The organism is Actinomadura napierensis (assembly GCF_039529375.1).
Lineage (GTDB): Bacteria > Actinomycetota > Actinomycetes > Streptosporangiales > Streptosporangiaceae > Spirillospora > Spirillospora napierensis.
In genome coordinates this window covers 91,654-109,400 of sequence record NZ_BAAAMR010000007.1, presented here as the reverse complement: position 1 = coordinate 109,400, position 17,747 = coordinate 91,654, and the positions used below count along the sequence as shown (strand labels likewise).

Annotated in this window: 13 protein-coding genes; 2 read left to right on the top strand and 11 right to left on the bottom strand. The window is 68.5% G+C overall.

The features are described from left to right. Nucleotides 1-14: 14 nt before the first annotated feature. Complete coding sequence (locus tag ABD296_RS06580; protein WP_344262557.1) at nt 15-227, top strand: hypothetical protein; 213 nt, start codon at nt 15-17, stop codon at nt 225-227. Here ABD296_RS06580 and ABD296_RS06575 read toward each other — a convergent pair. From ABD296_RS06575 to ABD296_RS06535, 9 genes are all read right to left on the bottom strand, one after another. After that, on the bottom strand, nt 202-606 hold the full coding sequence (locus tag ABD296_RS06575; protein WP_344262555.1) for an integrase core domain-containing protein: 405 nt from the start codon (nt 604-606) through the stop codon (nt 202-204). The genes ABD296_RS06580 and ABD296_RS06575 overlap by 26 nt on opposite strands. Then, complete coding sequence (locus ABD296_RS06570; RefSeq protein WP_344262553.1) at nt 567-1,298, bottom strand: helix-turn-helix domain-containing protein; 732 nt, start codon at nt 1,296-1,298, stop codon at nt 567-569. The genes ABD296_RS06575 and ABD296_RS06570 overlap by 40 nt, the downstream gene beginning before the upstream one ends. A 257-nt stretch (nt 1,299-1,555) precedes the next feature. Continuing rightward, on the bottom strand, nt 1,556-2,761 hold the full coding sequence (locus ABD296_RS06565; protein ID WP_344262551.1) for a hypothetical protein: 1,206 nt from the start codon (nt 2,759-2,761) through the stop codon (nt 1,556-1,558). A gap of 25 nt (nt 2,762-2,786) precedes the next feature. Beyond that, a complete protein-coding gene (locus ABD296_RS06560; RefSeq protein WP_344262549.1) occupies nt 2,787-6,473 on the bottom strand; it encodes a hypothetical protein in 3,687 nt (1,228 codons plus the stop codon). A gap of 69 nt (nt 6,474-6,542) precedes the next feature. After that, entirely contained in the window at nt 6,543-8,954 is a 2,412-nt protein-coding gene (locus tag ABD296_RS06555) for a hypothetical protein (RefSeq protein WP_344262547.1), read from the bottom strand. After that, complete coding sequence (locus ABD296_RS06550; RefSeq protein WP_344262545.1) at nt 8,951-12,361, bottom strand: DUF6603 domain-containing protein; 3,411 nt, start codon at nt 12,359-12,361, stop codon at nt 8,951-8,953. Before ABD296_RS06550 ends, ABD296_RS06555 begins: the two co-directional genes overlap by 4 nt. A gap of 1,773 nt (nt 12,362-14,134) precedes the next feature. Beyond that, entirely contained in the window at nt 14,135-14,302 is a 168-nt protein-coding gene (locus ABD296_RS06545; RefSeq protein WP_344262543.1) for a hypothetical protein, read from the bottom strand. A 310-nt stretch (nt 14,303-14,612) separates the two neighbouring features. After that, on the bottom strand, nt 14,613-15,227 hold the full coding sequence (locus ABD296_RS06540; protein ID WP_344262541.1) for a TetR/AcrR family transcriptional regulator: 615 nt from the start codon (nt 15,225-15,227) through the stop codon (nt 14,613-14,615). Continuing rightward, a complete protein-coding gene (locus ABD296_RS06535; RefSeq protein ID WP_344262539.1) occupies nt 15,227-16,075 on the bottom strand; it encodes an oxidoreductase in 849 nt (282 codons plus the stop codon). The genes ABD296_RS06540 and ABD296_RS06535 overlap by 1 nt, the downstream gene beginning before the upstream one ends. A 57-nt stretch (nt 16,076-16,132) precedes the next feature. Here ABD296_RS06535 and ABD296_RS06530 point away from each other — a divergent pair, with 57 nt between their 5' ends. Next, nucleotides 16,133-16,273 (top strand): hypothetical protein, encoded by a 141-nt coding sequence (locus ABD296_RS06530; protein ID WP_344262537.1) that lies wholly within the window; start codon nt 16,133-16,135, stop codon nt 16,271-16,273. An 88-nt stretch (nt 16,274-16,361) separates the two neighbouring features. On the opposite strand, the gene ABD296_RS06525 is transcribed toward ABD296_RS06530, so the two are convergent. Both ABD296_RS06525 and ABD296_RS06520 read right to left on the bottom strand, forming a co-directional pair. Then, nucleotides 16,362-16,874 (bottom strand): integrase core domain-containing protein, encoded by a 513-nt coding sequence (locus ABD296_RS06525; protein WP_344262535.1) that lies wholly within the window; start codon nt 16,872-16,874, stop codon nt 16,362-16,364. A 34-nt stretch (nt 16,875-16,908) separates the two neighbouring features. After that, a complete protein-coding gene (locus tag ABD296_RS06520) occupies nt 16,909-17,361 on the bottom strand; it encodes a hypothetical protein (RefSeq protein ID WP_344262533.1) in 453 nt (150 codons plus the stop codon). Between the last annotated feature and the right edge of the window lie 386 nt (nt 17,362-17,747).

Genomic DNA, 17,747 nt, shown 5'->3' with positions numbered 1-17,747 from the left:
AACGCGTGTCATGAGTGTTCGCCCTGTTCGGGTTGCGGGCCACCGCCGGGCGCGGCAGCCGGGTCAGCGTCGGCCGGACCGCTGTCGGCCGGGCCGGCGTCGGCGAGGTTGAGGCGGCGGTCCATGTTGAGCTGGATGTCGCCGCCGCGGCGACGATCCGCCCTGGGACCTTGTCCCTGCCGAAAGCCTCGTCCGTGCAGGTCAAGCGGCATGTTCGTATTCGTTGAGGATTCCGCCCAGACGTTGCCTTCTTCGGATGTTCAGGTGGGCGATCTGGTCTGTTTTGTTGATCGGCGGAGGCAGTGGCTTCGACGGGCGTGCGTTGGCGATGCCCTGATGGGGCCGATGTTGGTTGTAGAAGGTCTCGAACTCGCGGAGGGCGTGGAGCAGGTGCCGCTGGTTCCAGATCGACATGCGGTCCAGGAGCTCGCGGCGGCAGTTCTGCTCCCATCGCTCTATCACTGCGTTCATCCTCGGCATCCGCACCCCGGTCAGCACCGCCTGGATGCCGGCATCGGCCAGGATCGCGTCGAACAGGCCAGGGAACTTGGTGTCGCGGTCGCGGATCAGGAATCGTGCCCGGCAGCCGGCGTCCTGAAGGTCCATGGCCAGGTTCCGGCCGCCTGGGTCACCCACGCTGCGGTGGGGTGGGCGGTGGCGCCCAGAACCCGGATGCGGCGGGTGTGATGCTCGATGACCGCCAGCACGTACATCCGCGCACCGGTAAGTGTGACGGTCTCCAGGAAGTCAGACGCCAGCAGCGCCTCGGCCTGCGAGCGCAGAAGGCCGGTCCAGGTGGTGGCCGAACGCTCAGGTGCCGGGTCGATACCGGCGTCGTTGAGGATCTCCCAGACGGTGGAGGCCGCGACCTTGACACCGAGCACCAGCAACTCATCGTGCTCCGGCCGGTAGCCCCAGCCCGGGTTCTCCCGCACCAGACGAAGGACGAGGGCTCGGACAGAGCGGACGGTTGGTGGACGGCCCGGCCGCTTGGGTCTGGACCGGGCGGCGTGCCGACCGGCAATCAGGTCGCGGTGCCAACGCAGCATCGTCTCCGGCCGCACCAGCAGCCGCATCCGCCGCAGCACCCCGGAAGGCAACCGGTGCAGCAGCGCAGCCACAAACGCCCGGTCCGCTGTAGTGAATCGCACCCGCTTTCCGGCAAGCCGGCGCTCCAGCACGGCGATCTGGTGCCGCAACACCAGGATCTCGGTGTCCTTGTCCCGATCGGTCATTGGGAGCAGACGCAGCACCGCGAACGTGTTGGTCACGGTCATGTAGGCCAGTCGCAACAGCACAGCCGCCCATCGTCCCGCGGCAACCACCTCGCCGCGGCCTGTCCTTGCTACTGATCAAGCCCCGCGTCGGAGCCCACCCCCTGCGCCTCTCGCCTGCACGGACGTAGTTTTCGGCAGGCACAAGGCTAAGCGGTTGCGGCCCCGGCGAGCAGGTCGCGGCCCGGGACTTCGGCGGTTGGGGACGGAGGGCGCTCCAGCAGGCATTTCAGCAGGTCCGCGCGGTCCCAGCGGAGCAGAGGTTGGTGGCGTGATCGGGGTCAGCGACCCGGTGGCGGCCATAGGCGAGACGGGGACCGATTGTCTCCGGACAGGCTGACCCAGTAGATCTTGACCCGACCAGTAGTGGTGCCGCTGCTGTTTTCTACGTTGATCAATGCCGTCCAGGCTTCTCCGCTGGGAACCGGCGTGACGATGTGCTTCCTGGAATAGCCGTCGCTACTGCCGACCGATACCTTTGCCTCGGTAGTGGGGAATCCCTCGCAGATCAACCGCACTTCGAGCTCCGCTTTCGCTCCCTCTCCCCCGGAGATCGTCAACTCGCCCACGATGAGACCGTCGCCGGGCCCCGTGTATTGGTACTTCGTGCCGGCTCTACCCTCACCGATGATCTTTGGGACGTCATAGGAGATCAAGGTCTTGAGGAGCGCGGGCCGCAGCCCGGCGATGAGTGCGTTGGCGGCGGTGACATCGCCGTCGTGGACGTAGACGACGGTCGAGTCGGAGTAGGGAATCCAGCCGTTACTGACCTCTTGCTTGGCGGTGATCTTGTAGACCGTTGTGGTGTGCAGAGGACCGGTGTCGAAAGGTGGTTCGATCCTGCCGCCTTCGAGTTTCTTCTCGACACCGTTGACGAAGAATTGATAAATGGCATTGTCGTCGCCGTCGACCCGCCAGTTGACTTTAGTCGACTGACCGTTTTCCACGATCGGGTCATCGGCGCGGAAGTTCTTCAACTCGAAGCCGATGGGGAACTTTCCGATCGGATGAGTGGCGTCCTTGAATTTTGGTTTGTCGCCGGGAGCCTCGACGGAGATGACGACGTCGGTGATGCCCTCGATGGCGCTGACGTGGATGTCGTCCAGGTGCAGACGCAGCGCATCGTCCGGCTCGGCCTTCTCGTTCTTGGGCTTGAAGGTGAACTGGCCCGGTTCCGGGTTGCTGGTGTCTTGGGACCAGCCGGGGGGAAGTTCGATCTTCGGGCTGACCTTGTTCCATACGGGGGTGAGGATGTCGGGAGCGTCCTCGCCCCAGTTGTTGCCGGCGACGGTGAACGTGATCGTCAGGGATTCGAACTCGATGTTGGAGAAGGCGTAGCTGGAGATCAGGACGTCCAAGGATGCCTTTGTCGGCGTGCTGGGGCTCTTGGAGACCGTCATCGGCGCGGGGTGGGTGCTGATGCTGGAGCGGAACGGGAAGTCCTGCTCCCCGGTGTCGGTGTCGGGCGGTGCGATGGTGCTGGTCATGCCGGGCTCCTGGTGCGTGTTCGGGTTACGGCCGAGTGGTCAGGTCGTGGCGTCGGGTCATACCGTTGGCGAGATGCAGCAGCCCGGTGCGCAGGTGCGCGCGGAATTCGGGCGTGATGCGGGCGGTGGTGTCGGTGGCGGTCACGGCGATCGTGGTCCCGTCGGGCCGCTTCCAGGTCCAGTCGCCGCTCTCCACGACCGGCAGCGGAAGGCCGAAGGCCTGCGTGACCGTCTCGGTGCCGTCGCCGCGCCTGACGGTGACGCCCTGGAGGCGGCCCAGGGCCGGGCCGACGTGGAAGACGGCGTCCATGTGCGCGAGCGCATGGGCGATGTAGTCGACATCGGGACGCAGGAAGCTGGTCGGCAGAATATGGGTGTTGGCCTGGACGCCGGCCCATGGATCGGCGAGCAGTGTGACCAGGCGTGACTCGCCCAGCCTCAGGGCCAGGCCGGCCCCCTTGCCTCGTCCGGCCACGTAGCCCTCCGGCGGATTGTGCGGAGGGGCCACGGCGTAGAACTGGGTGTAGTCGTTCTGGTCGAAGTAGCCGATGAGGCCGTCCTCGAACGAGGAGTTCGAGCCGAGCAGGATCGGCCAGGCGTACTTCTGGTAGTCGGCGGTGGGCGGGTCGGCCGCCAGCCGGCTGGGCAGGACCGGGACGATCGGTTCGGCATCGCCCTCCAGTTCGAGCCGGGCGCGCATCAGCGCGAGCGGGTGGCCGAGCATCCGCAGCGTGGGATGTGACGACGACGGGCGATCCGGGGCGATGGCCCGCCGTGCGTTCTCCACCGTGGCGATCAGGTCCGCCAGGGGCGTGAGCCGGTCGTCCTTGGGGGTGAGACCGTTGAGGAAATGAGCGAGGTTGGGGTGCTCGGCGCTGTCCTGGCCGAGGGTGGGGGCGTCCGGGTGATACCGCTCGAAGACCAGTGTGCCCTGCACGGAGCGCAGTTCCCCCAGCAGGTGACCCTCGGGCGCCATGCACAGCAGTGCCTCGTCGAAGTGGTTGGGAACGATCCAGGCGCTGATCTGGTCTCCGGCGTCGGCGCTGAACGCGACCCGCGTGTCGTCCCGCCGGGAGATGAAGTCGAAACCGAGCCGGGCGGGCTGCGGGAGCCGCGGCCGGAGCTGGAACAGGTGCCGCGCCCAGGATCTCTGCTGCCCGACGTGGACGAGCGCGTCGGCGTCGCCCGGCTTGCGGGGATCCTTGGCATCGGGGATGACCGTCGCTGCTCTGGCGGGCGCCGGACGCTGGTCGGGCCGGTCGGCCGTGTCGACGACCTCGTATCCGCGGCCGAAGCGGTCGACCAGGAACAGGCGGCTGAATCGGAACTGGCCGGCGCGGTAGGGCTCGTAGTAGGGGGCGTTGACCCAGTTCTCATCCGGAGCGGGGTCCGCCGGTGCCCGGGTGACGGCGGACAGGGACCGCGGCGCGAAAGTGTGGTGCCCGTCGAGGATGTCGGCGACGCTCGCCTTCGGGCGGGGGCGGACGCCGGATACGCGGCCGGTGAGCTGTGCGGTGAAGCCGTCCAGGGCCTGCGAGATCAGGTCGGTTCCGCCGCTGCCGTCGTCGAGGTGCCTGGCGAGGTCGTCGACCGCGTCGAGGAACTCCTTGCTCTGTCCGGGAGCCTCGGTACCGACGCGGTCGAAACGTTCGGTGATGTTGTGCACAGCGTGCGCCGACAACAGGATGGAACCCGAGACGCTGCGCGGGACGGCCTCGCTCTCCGCCGCGTCGCCTTCGCCGCGCCACTGGTAGAAGTCGTCTCCGAACTCCCAGTTCCTGCGGGGGTCGGACTTTTCGGCCTGATAGTGGTGGTAGGGGACGGCGAAGTACTCCGCTTCCCACGCCAGCAGCAGCGGAGTCCACGGCTGTTTCCACAGCGTGGTCGCACGGCGGACGGAGAGGACCCTCCGGTCGGGGGCCGACCAGGCGACGGGTGTCGCCTGGTCGGCGAAGATGACGGTGGCCGGGGCCCGGTACCGGTCCAGCGTGGCGAATTCGGTCAGCAGGGTCTCGGGCAGGCCCGTGGGGACCTTGGCGGGGATCTTCTTCTTCAACGCCGCCCAGCCCGAAGGCTTCACGGCGGTGACGGCGGCGTTCTGACCGGCCTTGGTCACCGTCTGCCCGGACAACCGGCACGGGATGTCCGCGGGGTCGTCGAGCAGCCGGGACGCCCTGGCGCCCTTGATGAGGACGACCGGTTCGCGGGCGTTGTGGAATACCGGCCGGGGGGTCCGGGTCGGCCGCCCCGCCGGGGCGCGATCCCACAGGTCGGTGAGCCGCTTCACCTCGGCGTCGATCGCGGTGTCCAGGTCTTCGGGCGTCACGGCCCTCAGCAGCGCCGGAGCCCGCGTCAGCGCGGTACCCTCGGCCTTGACCTTGCCGGTGAGGGCGGTCAGGTTCGCATCGACCTTCTCCTTCAGATTTTTCAGCCGTGCCTTGAGATGCACGTTCGTGGGCCTCATCGCGTTGAGTCCCTCGGCGTACCACCAGAGTTCGTAGAGCCGTTCCTGGCGGCGGGCGAGCCGCCGGGCGGCGGCGTCGTGGACCCGCTGGGCCTCGTTGGCCTTCGCCAGCCATTCCCGCTCCGGCTCGGGCAGCTGCCGGACCGGCTGCGACTCCTTGCCCTGGGCCGAGCGCGGGGTGGTGAAGTCCCAGGTGAAGCCGCCCGTCACCGGCTCAAATCGTGCCTCGCGGGTGCGCTGTTGGGCGGCCGCCATGCCGTCCCGGGTGTCGAGCTGGTGCAGCAGCCCGTACTGGAGGGCCTGTAGCCGTCGGAGCCGGCCGGGGTCCTTCCAGAAGTCGGTGTTGTGGGCGAGGGCGAGCGCGCTGATCCCGTCCACCGACGATTCGGCGACGCCGTAGGTGACGGGACGCTTCTTCGGGTCGCTCTCGGTGACGGGCGCCTCGTCGCGGTCCGGCGCCGGCGCGTCGCTCTTCTCCCAGCGGACGCCGACGGCGGCGCCGGCGCAGACGGTGCGGACCGGCGTCTCCGGGGCCGGGCAGTCCCAGCCGAGGCGCTTGAGCCGTTCGGCGATCTTCTCCTGGTAGTTGGCGGTGATGTCGGCGAACGGGTCGCCTGCGTCGGTGCCGTACCAGCCCATGACCAGGTAGCTGAGGTCCAGCGGGTCGCCGGTGAGTCCGGTGAGGGGGTCGTGCATCGAGAAGACGCCCATGTTGTAGGGCTGGTAGGTCGCGAAGGTCGGCAGGCCGGGGCCGACCGCGGTGAGCGGGCCGGGCAGGACGCCGGCGGGCTCGGACAGATCGCCGTCCAGCGGCCGGACGCGTCCGATGCGCGTGGGAACCGGTGTCGGGTCGGTGTCGGACGTCGGGATGGCATAGGGGGAGTTGTCGGCGGCTTTGGTGTCGGTCACGCAATCGCTGTGGACCAGCCATCCGGCGGCGGAACGCTCATCAGTGTTGGTCCTGCCGCCGTAGCGCACCACGAGCCATCGGGTGGGGACCCCCGCATAGGTCGTCGTCCCGTCGGGATGCAGAGCACCGCTGCGCAAGGCGGCCGGCAGTTCCCAGTGCACCAGCACGCCCTTGTCGGGACGGCTCACCGGCTGGTTCAGCGGATCCGGTTCCGGGCTGAGGTGGCTCCGTCGGGTGAAGTCGGGGCACCAGCGGCGCCAGTCCTGGTTTCGGACGGCGTCGTTGACCATCAGTGCCGTGACGCGGACGGGCACGATGACGGCTTCTGGGCTGCTCACAGGGCGCTCCTTGACAGGCACGTCCCGGACGGTCTCCGGGCCGGCGGGTCGATGGGAAACGGGACGCGGTCAGATGGGAGAGACGGTCATGGTCGCCGTTTCCGGTGACTGGACCATCTGCAGGACGAGCTGGCTCGGGCTGAGCCTTGTGGTGCCGCCCGGCTTGTACCCGGCGTCGAGCGCCGAGGCGATGACCGTCGCCAGGCCTGAGGCGCCGTCGTTGACGTTGAGGACGGTGGCGCCCGCGCCCTCGGCCGAGCGGTAGGGGACCTTGACCGGGGACGACAGCGCCTGGCCCGCCTTGAGCGCGCCGTCTTCCACCAGAGTGCGCAGGCTGACCCAGTCGTCCTTGGCGTCCGCGCCCCCGGGCCTCTGGATGCCGATGTGCAGACCCTGCATCGGCTCATGCAGGACGATCTCCCTGGGCAGGCCGTCGAACAGGCACAGCAGGACGTCGGGTGCGATCCGGTCGCAGCGCAGCACCTTCCCCGCCGTCGGAGCGGAGCCGTCGGCCTGCTCGGCGGAAACGCTCACCCGCGTCTCCGGGTACGCCGATACCAGCTGCGAGCGGATCAGAATCCCGGACCGGGGAAGGGCATAGGTCCTTTTCAGGTAGTTGACGCGCAGTTTCTCCAGCGCCTCGCGGTCGATGGTCGAACGCTCGGCCGCGGAGAAGGCGCCGTCCAGTAGGTGTCCCAGCCATACGGCGTCGACCTGGAAGACCCGGACGCTCTCCTCCGGCAGCATCCCCGCGTGCGGCACGAGGTGGTCGAACGGCACCTGTTCCAGGCGGCGCAGCCGGTCCAGCCACTGGACGATCGTCGGTTCGTCCGGGTCGGTGCTCTTGGGGGCCCGGGCGCCGGTGCCGTCCGGCTCACCGGCCGCCGCGGGCGCCGGGGCCACGGCCGTGGCCTGCGCGGCGAGGTCCCCCAGGACCGAATCGTCAGCGGCCAGGAACGCGCTCATCAACTCGGTCATGGCCGGCGCGGAAGCCGAGCCGAGGTCGCCCTCGCGGAGCGCCGCGACCAGGTCGGCTTCGGTTGCGGCTCGGGGGCCGGGCTCGTCGCGGGCTGCGCCGGCACCGGCCGGGCCGCCGCCGGCCGAGGCGTCCGCGGCCAGGACGGCGGCGTGGTAGTGGGCGGGCTCACCGTCCACGACCACGCTCCGGAACGCCGCGCGCCAGGTGTCGCCGGCCTGCCCGAGCAGCGAGATGACCGCCTCCCGCAGGTTCTCACCGTCCCCATCGGCCACCTCTGCCGACGTCGCCGCCGGGATCTGGGGCGCGATGATGCCGCAGGCCTCCGCGAGTCGGGCGTGCGCACGGTCGAGGTAGGCGGCCAGCGCGGCGGCGACGTCCTGGTCGGCCAGGACGAGTCCGCGGCCCAGGGCGCGCGCGGCCTGGTAGCCGAGGTCGTCGACGCCGTACTCGGCGTCGGCGGGGGACGGTCCGGTCACCTTGTAGGGCACCAGCGGCCCCCGGTACCAGGCGAAATCCTCCGGCTTCCCACTGTCATGGGCGACCGGGACGAAGCCGTCGGCCAGCCTGTATCGGGTGTGCTCGGTGTAGTTGCCCGTGTCGGTGGTCTCCGGCTGCGGCAGGCGCAGCAGCAGGCTCCGCGAATTGTCGGTGGCGTCGGCCGGCATCGCCGACCGGAGCAACTGCTCGCGTAGCCCCGAGAAGCCCGCCTGCCCGCCCGGCCCGGAGGTGAACGTCCACGAGTACAGGGACAGGAGCCGGATGTCACGGGTGAGCGTGCTCGGGTCGGCGAATCGTTCGGTGTGCCCTTCGAGAGAGACCAGGTGCGCCACGTAGGGGCCGCCCGTCCTGGACGGGAGGCGGTTGGCCGTGATGAACGAGTACTCGGCGGCCCGCCTGGCCGCGTCGCCGCTCGTCTCGCCCGGTAGGGAGCCGCGGACGTGCGCCAGGTGCGCGATCTCGGTTGCGCGCGGGGCGATCTGGCCGAAGGTTTCCCTGGTGACGCGAATGGTGCGGACGGATTGGGCTTTCTCGTCGCCGGTGAGTTCCGGGGAGAACACCGGCACCGTCACGTCCGCCGCGTCGACCAGCAGCTCCCCCGCTGTGCCCGCGGTGGTCAGGCCGGCCGCCTCCGGGTCGTCGACGATCTCGCCACGGGTGAACAGCAGGAGCGCCAGCCAGGGGCGTTTCCGGTCCTCCTCCTCGTCGGCCTTCCAGTCCAGCTGGTTCTCCCAGGGCAGGACGCGCCGTTCGAAGGCGATGTGCGGCAGCACGGTGTCCAGCCGGCCGCCGGAGCCGGCCGGCGGGTAGGCGCCGTGGACCTCCTGCTCTCCTATGTGCAGGCGCAGGCCCGTCACCTCGATCTGCTGGGTGACGGGCGCCGGAGGCGCCTCGCCGCCGAGCGGCAGGTCGTCCGGCAGCGTCTGCGCGACGGTGATGGTGTAGGTGCCCCGGCCGACGGAGGGCGTCTGGTTGTCGGCGAACGTCAGAGGACGCGTGGTCATGAGAGGACCTCCAGCAGTCCCAGTCCGGTGAGCACCTTGCCCATCTCCTTGAACGCGGTCTCGCGGGGAACGCCCGGATCGGGCGGGGCGGTGCGCTGGGACGCGGCGTGTCGGAGCGGGTTGACTTGTCCCGCCCAGGGCCGCGCCTGGATCACCTCGATGGAGGTGCCGACCTTGCAGCCGGCCAGCCGCGGGGGCGGCATCCGCACTTCGAGGCCGGTCGCGTACACCTCGGTGGGGCACGCCGCGACGTCCTGGGGGCGCGGCGGCGCGTCCGGCACCGTGCCCCACAGCGCGTTGGGGACGGCCGAGTACTGGGGGACGACGGTCCAGTCGTCGGCGGCGAACGGTCCGGCGTCCTGGTCACTGCCGCCCGGGCCCTTCGTGATCGACACGGTGTGGGCGGAGCTCCTCGACAGCGTCCCCTTGTAGCGCATGGGCCGCACGTCGAGCTGCTTCTTGCGGCGGCGCTTGACGCCGCCGACCTCAGGCTCGTCCTCGAGCGTCTGCCACGCGGAGTTGTAGCCGACCTCCGTGGCGGGGATCGCCGTGCGGGTCGTGAACGCGAACCCGTCGGTGGAAACGATCCAGCTCCCCGGCGCCGCCTTCTTCATCATGACCGGATCGGTGAGCAGGCCGTCGAACACCGACAAGGTCACCGGCGCCTCGGGCAGCTGCCTGCTCTTGAACTCGTCCCACTCCAGTTGCTGCGAGCGCCGGTCCTCGTCGGCGCCGAAGCCGATGGTCACCGAGAACGGGCCCGCCTTCAGGTGGGCGCGCCCTCCGACGGGCGGTCCCCACACCTGCAACGTGGCCCCGATCTCCACCCGGACCGTCACGCTGAACAACCAGCAGTCCAGGGTGTAGGACGCACCGATGGTGATGCCGATGTCGGCGTGGAAGTACAGGGGCGCCCACCACACGATGACGTTGAAGTAGGCCACCAGCCAGGCGCGCAGGCCCCCGGCGTCGTAGCTGATCTCCAGCCGCCCGCCGACCATGCCCGCCTCGGGAGTGACGGCGACGTACAGCTCGCCCTTGACGGCGACCGCGGAACCCGCCGACCAGCTCAGCCCCAGCCGCGGCACCGCCGGATAGTGGTCGGGTTTGGTGAAGGCGGGATGGTAGCCGCCGACCGTCGCCACGAAGTCGCCCTCGTGGACGCTGCCGGGGAACCACACGCACAGGGCGGCGCCGCCGGTCAGCTTGCAGTCCTTATGGAAGATCCAGGAGTTTTCGCCGAGCGCCGCCGTCAGGGAGAACTGCCGCTTGGCGTGCTCGTACAGCGCCCGGAACCCCAGCTCGATGTGGGCGACACTGGGCGCGTCCTTGGATCCGGTCGAACGCGCCGGGAAGTCCGCCGACATCGTCCCGAGCAGCGCCACCTGGAAGTCCCGGTCACTGAACTGGACGATCAGCAGCCCCGCCACGTCCACCGTCTCGGCGATCGAGGCGCTCACACCCGCGGCCAGCCACAGCACACCGTTGGCCGGTGACACCACGGCGTCGGCGCCGCCGGTGACCTTCTCCAGGACCTTGGTGGGGCTGATCGGCTGGTCGGGGTCGGCCCCGGCCAGTTCCCCCATGTTGCCCAGGGCCCGCACGAACGGGAACTGGGCCACCTTGTCGGCCTCGGGCAGGGTGAGCCGGCTGTTGTAGCCGAAACCCAACGCCAGCCCGGTGAACACCACGGGTGGCGGCCCGCCGATCTTTCCTTCCGACGCGCCGAAGACGAACAGTGAGGTGTAGGAGGGGTGCCGGTCCGTCTTCTTGATGCGGGCGTAGGATCCCACGGCCATAAGCCCCCATTTGGCGGCCTTGACCATGATCAGCCCGTCGTAGGCGAACTCGTACTTGCTGTCGGGGGGACGAGCCGCGAGCATGCCCAGCACATGCAGCGGATCCCGCTCGTACGCCACGCCAAGGCCGTGGAGCATCATCCGGACGGTGGGGTCCTTGGTCAGTTCGATCTCCATGCCGAGGCCGGTCGCCTGCAGCTCGAAGCCGGCCGCGACGAACCCCGCCTCCAGGCCCACCACGAGCCTCTCCGCCCGCCCCTCGCCCGCGGGGACCAGCCGGACCCGGACCTGCCGCAGATACAGCGCCCCCAGCGCCCGCTCGACCTTCTGCACCGCCTGCGCGTCGCCGCCGGGCTCGTCCCGCTTCCCGTCACCGGCCTTCTTCCCGTCACCGGCCTTCTTCCCGTCGCCCGCCCGCTTCCCGTCGCCGGTCTGCTGCGACTCCTTGGAACCGGGTTCGCGCACCAGCATCTTGTGGGTCTTGTCGCCGATCGTCACCCACGCGGCCAGAGTGGTCCCGGCCACCAGGTCCGCGGCTTCCGGCAGCGGCGCCGCCGCTTTGCCCAAGGCACCATTGAGCGCCTTGATCCGGTCCACCTTCAGGTCCTGGGATACGTAGACGGCCTGGAGACCGATCTGGAGATCGCTGTCGACAGGGATCTGCCCGCGCAGCAGATCCAGATCAGACAGCCGCGTCTTGGAGCCGAGCGGCACCATCGCCGAGGCCACGACGGGCCGGCTCTTCTCCTTGCCCTCCGTGGGCAGCACTGCGGCGGCCCACGCGAGCGTCCCGTCCTTCTCCTCGGGCGGATGGACGACGACGCGGTACTTTCCCGCCTCCAGGACGTCGTAATGCAGTGCGATGCCGGTGAACGACGGAAGGAACGTCAGCGACCGCGCTTCAGTGAACCCGAGCGCATACAACGCGTCGGCCACCGAGAGCGGCTCGGACGACGCCACGGTGAACTGGAAGCTCTTGGCGGTGGCCTTGGAGTCCAGCTTGGCGGTCTTGGACTCTTCCTTGGCAGTGGCCTTGGCCTCCCCCTTGGCGGTGGCCTTGGACTCCCCCTTGGCGGTGGCCTTGGACTCCCCCTTGGCAGTCGCCTTGGAATCCGACTTGGCGGTGACCTTGGAATCCAGTTCGGCGGTGGCCGTCAGCGTCCTGTCGCTGGAGACCTGGAACTTCGCGGAGACGGACAAGCGGCGCCGCTTCGCGCCGTCCATCATCCGTGTCTCGAGGTCGAGGGTCACCGTCTTCAGGACGTCCACCAGGAACGCGAACTTCTCCGTCTTGGCCAGCGACAGGCTCACCACGACACCGGCGACCGGGTCGCCGGCCTTGGGTTTGTCACTCGCGGCGACGAACCGGACGGTCAGCTTCAGTTCCGTGCCGGTGACCTTGCCACTCAGCGACAGATCCGCCAATTTCGTGGTGTTCGTCGATATCTCGACGAGCTTTGTCGTCTTGGCAAGCTCGGTGAACCACTCCTTGAGGGGGCTCAGATCGATGTCGGCCCGGAGGTCCCCCAGATCGCTGGAAAGCCCCCGGGGAATCTCCAGCCCGTCTGGCGCGCTAAGCTTCTTCAGCCACTCCTGTAGACTTCCCATGGTCATTGTCGATGGCCGGGTCATTGTCTGCGTCACGGCAAATCCTATTGTCGTTCACCTGGATAGTTCGGGCAGGTCCACCTGCGCGCAAGGCACTCTCAGGTTTCAGGTCGCGGCGCCCTGCCACTCGGGATCGAATTCGTTCGGCACGAGCGCGCAGATCAGATAGGGGATGCTGCCGTCACGCATCGGCGAATTGGCCGTCCATGAAGACGAGGCCAGATAAATGTGCTTCCGGAAGGGGCGTGGAATGCCCGGCGATCTTCGCCTCGAGCACGCCGATCATGAAGAGCGCCTTGTCAGCCCCCTTAAAAAAGGGGCTTTGTCGGCCTGCAATGCCAGGGAGATTCGCTGCCCCGGATGCACGCGATCCCGTTGCTTTCGGAACTTTCGGCACTGTTCCTCGCGCCGTCCGCCATACAGACCCACGGCATCCGTGGAACCCCTAGGTAGCTCCGCTGCTGGCATCAACCCGCAACCTTCCGCATCGTCACGTCTCAGCCAGCGACCGCCATGCCCGTCAACACACATCGCATGCGGTCAATAACTCTATGTAGCCGCAAAGATGGTGATGCCTAGACCAGCCGCCCGCGCCGGCAGGCCAGAGTTAAGGGAGGCTCGGCGACACGGAGTGCCGCGCATGCGGTCCATGCTGATGACCGCCGCAGCCTGCGGATACACCGAGAGCGCTGATGCCCTCGACCGGGACGTCCGGTCGTAGGAATCCGTGATCGTCCAGCACACCTGCCACAACGACCCGCCACCGGTCCATGTCGGCTCGTTGTCGGCTCGGCGGTTCCGAACCGGATCGGCATGCTGCGGCGCCGTGCGGCACGAAAATCGGCTCCATGCGGACGGATCAACACAGGCCGACACTGAGCAGGCCGCTCCGATACGACAGTTTCGGACTCTTAATCCGCAGGGTGTCGAGCTGCTGGGATCCGCCCGCCAGCATCCGCATCCACACAGGTGGCAGCCGCTAACGTCTGGCAGTCCAGTCCATCGACACGGACCACGGCGACTGGCCCTGCAGCGGCCTTCGCCACCGACTATGATCTTGTTCGCCGTAGAAAACCTCACGGATCCGGGGAGCCAATTGGGGAGCCATCGTTGGTGGACTCCCTCAGGCCCACCCCGACTCCCTCAGGATGTTTCTGCAGGTGAGGGGCTCCCCGATCGACTTCCATCGACCTTGATCGACTGGTCTTCTGTGCCTGGGGGTCAAGGGGCCGCGGGTTCAAATCCCGCCGTCCCGACAGAGAAGTAACAGCTCAGAGGCCGTTTCCTCCACAGGGAGGACCGGCCTCTTGATCGTTTGTTAGTGAACTCAGCCGCCCCTCGCGGCACTGGCCCGGTTCACGCAGGACCAGAAGAACCGGCACCGGCCCGCTCCAGCCCACCGGATGTTCACACGCCCGGTCCCCACCCGCTCCCCCGTGATCCTCATCCGATCCGGAGCACCGTCGACCACAATGCTGGTGGCCGGGCCGCAGCACCGTCAGCCACGAGCGACGAGCCAACGCCCCGCCGCGAGTAGCAGGTTCGTCCACCACCAGCGTCAGCGGCGCATCCAGCCGCGTCCAGGCCAGCCGACAGTCGCCCCTCCGCGAGCTTCAAAGACATCCAGCACGGCCGCGATGGATGGTCAGCGGGTCAGACAGGTCGGTGACGAAGAGCAGCAGGTCACCAGTCGGAGCCCCTTGCGAGAGGGTGGACTCAGCTGTGCCAGCGGGCTGGTGAGGGCCTCCTTTCGCGCGTGGTGACGGTGTGCCGTCATGACCTCACGACGGCGGCGATGCGGTCCATGGCCGTCTCGACGCGGGCGGGCAGGTAGGGCGGCAGGGCCCGCACCACGGCGGCAGCCGCGGCCACCAGCTCGCCGTGCGGGCCATCGCCGGACGCGGCGGCGTGCTCGGCGGCCAGGTCCTGCAGGGCGTCCACGTAGGACGTTCCCGGGGACGTCTTCCTCGCCGGCTAGGACGTCCTGAGGGATCCCCAGGACGTCCTGCTGCCAGGCGGCATGGCGAGCGCGCACCGCTGCCGAGCGGGCCGCGCGGGAGGCGGCCGAGATCTCCGACCGCGTTGCCAGCGGCGGCCCCGGAGTGAGGAACCGGGGCTCGTATCGCCTACCAACAGCATCTGGCCACCAGCACTCTCGCCGCATAACGACACGAACAGGTGTCCACCTCACTGGGCAAGGCCCGACCGGAATTTCATGGTTCCGCGCCTCCGCGCGTCCATGGCAGATGCCTCAGGTGATCAGGCCGGCGCTGGTCAGCCAGATGTGTTCGCATGTCGCCGACGCCTCTTGGAGTTTCTCGCGGGACTCCTGTGAGGCGTGGTAGAAGGTCCGCTCGATCATCCAGCACAGGGCGCGTGCCATCGCCGAGGCCTGGTCCGGTGCCGCGCCGGCCTGGATGCCGGCGCGTTCCAGGACTGCGGTGATGGCCGCGATGAACAAGTCGGCCGTGTGGCTCCACAGCTCGCCGATCTCCGGCACGGTCAACGACAGGTCGATCGCCGTGCGCATGACCAGGCCGTGTTCGTTCCACAGCTCGACCGTGCGCTGCATAGCTGCCGTGATGGCCTGGCGTGGCTCGTCGGCCTGCGCCGTGGCCCGGGACCGTTCCCACAGGTGCTCGACGGTCCGGGTCACGAGTGCCGTGACCACTTCTTGCTTGGAGCCGTAGTAGAAGTACAGGGCACCGCGTGTGATGCCGACGCCCTGGGCGATGTCGCCGACGGTCATGGCGTCGTAGCCCTTGTGCGCCAGCAGGGCTTCGCAGGTGTCGAGGATCGCCCGCTCCCGGACATCCCCCTTGCGTTCGGTGGTGCGACGGCTTCGCACGGGGTGGTGGCCGGGCATCAGAGCTGAGCGCCCTCGGCGAAGTCGGTCGTACGCGAGAGTGTCTCCCATGCGCGGATGTCCTCGTCCACGGCCGTGCGCGCGGCGGTGACCAGCCGTAGCGCGTCTGAGCCCAGGACGAGGTGGGCCGGCGGCTGCTCGACCGTCGTGATGTGCACGACGGCGTCGCCGGCCTTGGCCGGGTGGCCCAACTGGTTCCCGCTGGCCTTCTGCCGCGCTTCTCGGATGGGGGTGAACAACTCGTCGTAGTCGTCGACGGTCCGCGCGGCACGTGTCATGGACCGTCCGGCCCAGTCGGTGCGGAAGGAGCCGGGCTCGATCGCCGTCACATGGATTCCGAACTGCGCGACTTCCTTGCCCAGCGCCTCCAGGATTCCCTCTAGGGCGAACTTGCTGCCGCAGTAGGCGGACATGCCGGGCACGGCCATGAGCCCGCCCATGGAGGTAACGGCCATCAGGTGTCCGCGGCGACGCCGGCGCATGTGAGGCAGCGCCGCCTGCAGGGTGGCCACCGCCCCGAATACGTTGACCTCGAACTGCCGCCGCACCTCGGCCAGGGAGGTTTCCTCGAAGGTGCCCTCCAGGCCGTAGCCGGCGTTGGCGACGACGACATCCAAAGGGCCGACGCTCTGCTCGACCTCCGCGACCACACCGGAGACGGCGTCATCGTCCGTCACGTCCAGCAGACGACCGTGAGCGTTACCGGGCCTGAGCTCTTCGAAGGCCCGCAGGTCCTCCTCGGAGCGGACTGTGCCGACGACGGTGTGACCTGCGGCCAGGGCGGCCTCGGCGAAGGCACGTCCGAGGCCCGTGCTGACGCCCGTGATGAGCCAGTTCTTCTCTTGCACTGTTCCTCCAGAGAGGTATTGCGAGGAGCCGGACCGCTCCCTCCACGAAAAGTCTACATGGTGTCGATTTTTATCGTCACCACGCCGATTCTGATCGCGCTCACGGGATGGTGTACTCAAGGCCATCCCCTTGCCAGCAGCCAGGCCGTCGACCAGAACCGCACCCCGATCACCACAAGGACACCCAGCGAGGCCTGAGAGAAGATGCGGGGCCTGACCGCCGGCAAGCCGCCACTCGCCTGTCGTCAAACGGCGGTGCAGTTGCCGAAAGCTACGTCCGCACAGGTCAAGCGGCATGCTCGTACTCGTTGGGGATTCCGCCCAGCCGTTGTCTTCTTCGGAGGTTCAGGTGGGCGATCTTGTCGGGTTCGGTGATCGGTGGAGGCAGTGGCTTCAACGGGTGGGCGTTGGCGATGCCCTGATGAGGCCGATGCTCGTTGTAGAAGGTCTCGAACTCACGGAGCGCGTGAAGCAGGTGCCGCTGGTTCCAGATCAACATGCGGTCGAGAGGCTCGCGGCGGCAGGTCTGCACCCACCGCTCCATGACCGCGTTCATCCTGGGCTTCCGCACCCCGGTGAGCACCACCTGGATACCCGCATCGGCCAGGACGGCGTCGAACACCTCGGGGAACTTGCCATCGCGGTCGCGGATCAGGAACCGCGTCCGGCAGCCGGCGTCCTCCAAGTCCATGACCAGGTTCCGCGCCGCCTGCGTCACCCATGAGGCGGTCGGATGAGCCGTGACGCCCAAGACTCGGACGCGGCGGGTCCGACGTTCGATGACCGCCAGCACGTACATGCAGGCGTCGATAAGGGTTACGGTCTCCAGGAAGTCACGGCATCGCCTCGTCCTGCGAGCGCAGGAAAACGGCCCAGGTGGTGGCGGAACGCTCGGGTGCCGGGTCGATACCGGCGTCGTTGAGGATCTCCCAGACGGTAGAGGCGGCCACCTTGACGCCGAGCACCAGCAACTCACCATGCACCCGCCGGTAGCCCCGGCTCGGGTTCTCCCGCACCACGCGAAGGACGAGAGCCCGGATAGAGCGGACGGTCGGTGCTCGCCCCGGACGCTTGGTTCTGGAGCGAGCGGCGTGCCGACCCGCGATCAGGTCCCGCTGCCAGCACAGCACTGTGTCCCGCCGCACGAGCAGCCGCATCCGCCGCAGTACACCACAAGGCAGCCGGTGCAGCAGCGCCGCGAGCAGTACTCGATCCGGACCAGCGAACCACACCCTCGCGCCGTCCAGCCGGCGCGCCAGCACCGTGATCTGATGCCGCAACACCAAGATCGGCGTCCTTCTCCCGATCGGTCATCGGAAGCAGACGCAGCACCGCGAACGTGATCGCCACGGTCAAGTAGGCCAGCCGCACCAACACAACCGCCCATCATCTCGCGGACACCGCCTCTGTCGCAGCTGATCAAGCCTGGTGCCGAAGCCCTCCAGACGGACGACGATGCCGCCAGCCGCACCCGCAATTCCGGCTCGCGCGTCAGCCTCCATATCGCCTCGACGGGCAACAGCGGATTGTGGGGCGTAGCGAAGCCGCAACGCAACTATCCGTCACATTGCCCCAGTCCTTGCCCTGGACAACCCCCTCACCAACTACACGAACACCCGTAACGCAGAGCTACCTTGCCCTGGGCGACACGGACCCGAGCGGGGGACCCTTG

Bases quoted from the DNA above. Each gene is read 5' to 3' on its own strand.
- ABD296_RS06575 (WP_344262555.1), bottom strand. From the start codon at position 606: ATGGACCTTCAGGACGCCGGCTGCCGGGCACGATTCCTGATCCGCGAC.
- ABD296_RS06565 (WP_344262551.1), bottom strand. From the start codon at position 2,761: ATGACCAGCACCATCGCACCGCCCGACACCGACACCGGGGAGCAGGAC.
- ABD296_RS06555 (WP_344262547.1), bottom strand. From the start codon at position 8,954: ATGACCACGCGTCCTCTGACGTTCGCCGACAACCAGACGCCCTCCGTC.
- ABD296_RS06550 (WP_344262545.1), bottom strand. From the start codon at position 12,361: ATGGGAAGTCTACAGGAGTGGCTGAAGAAGCTTAGCGCGCCAGACGGG.
- ABD296_RS06540 (WP_344262541.1), bottom strand. From the start codon at position 15,227: ATGCCCGGCCACCACCCCGTGCGAAGCCGTCGCACCACCGAACGCAAG.
- ABD296_RS06530 (WP_344262537.1), top strand. From the start codon at position 16,133: ATGGTGTCGATTTTTATCGTCACCACGCCGATTCTGATCGCGCTCACG.
- ABD296_RS06525 (WP_344262535.1), bottom strand. From the start codon at position 16,874: ATGTACGTGCTGGCGGTCATCGAACGTCGGACCCGCCGCGTCCGAGTC.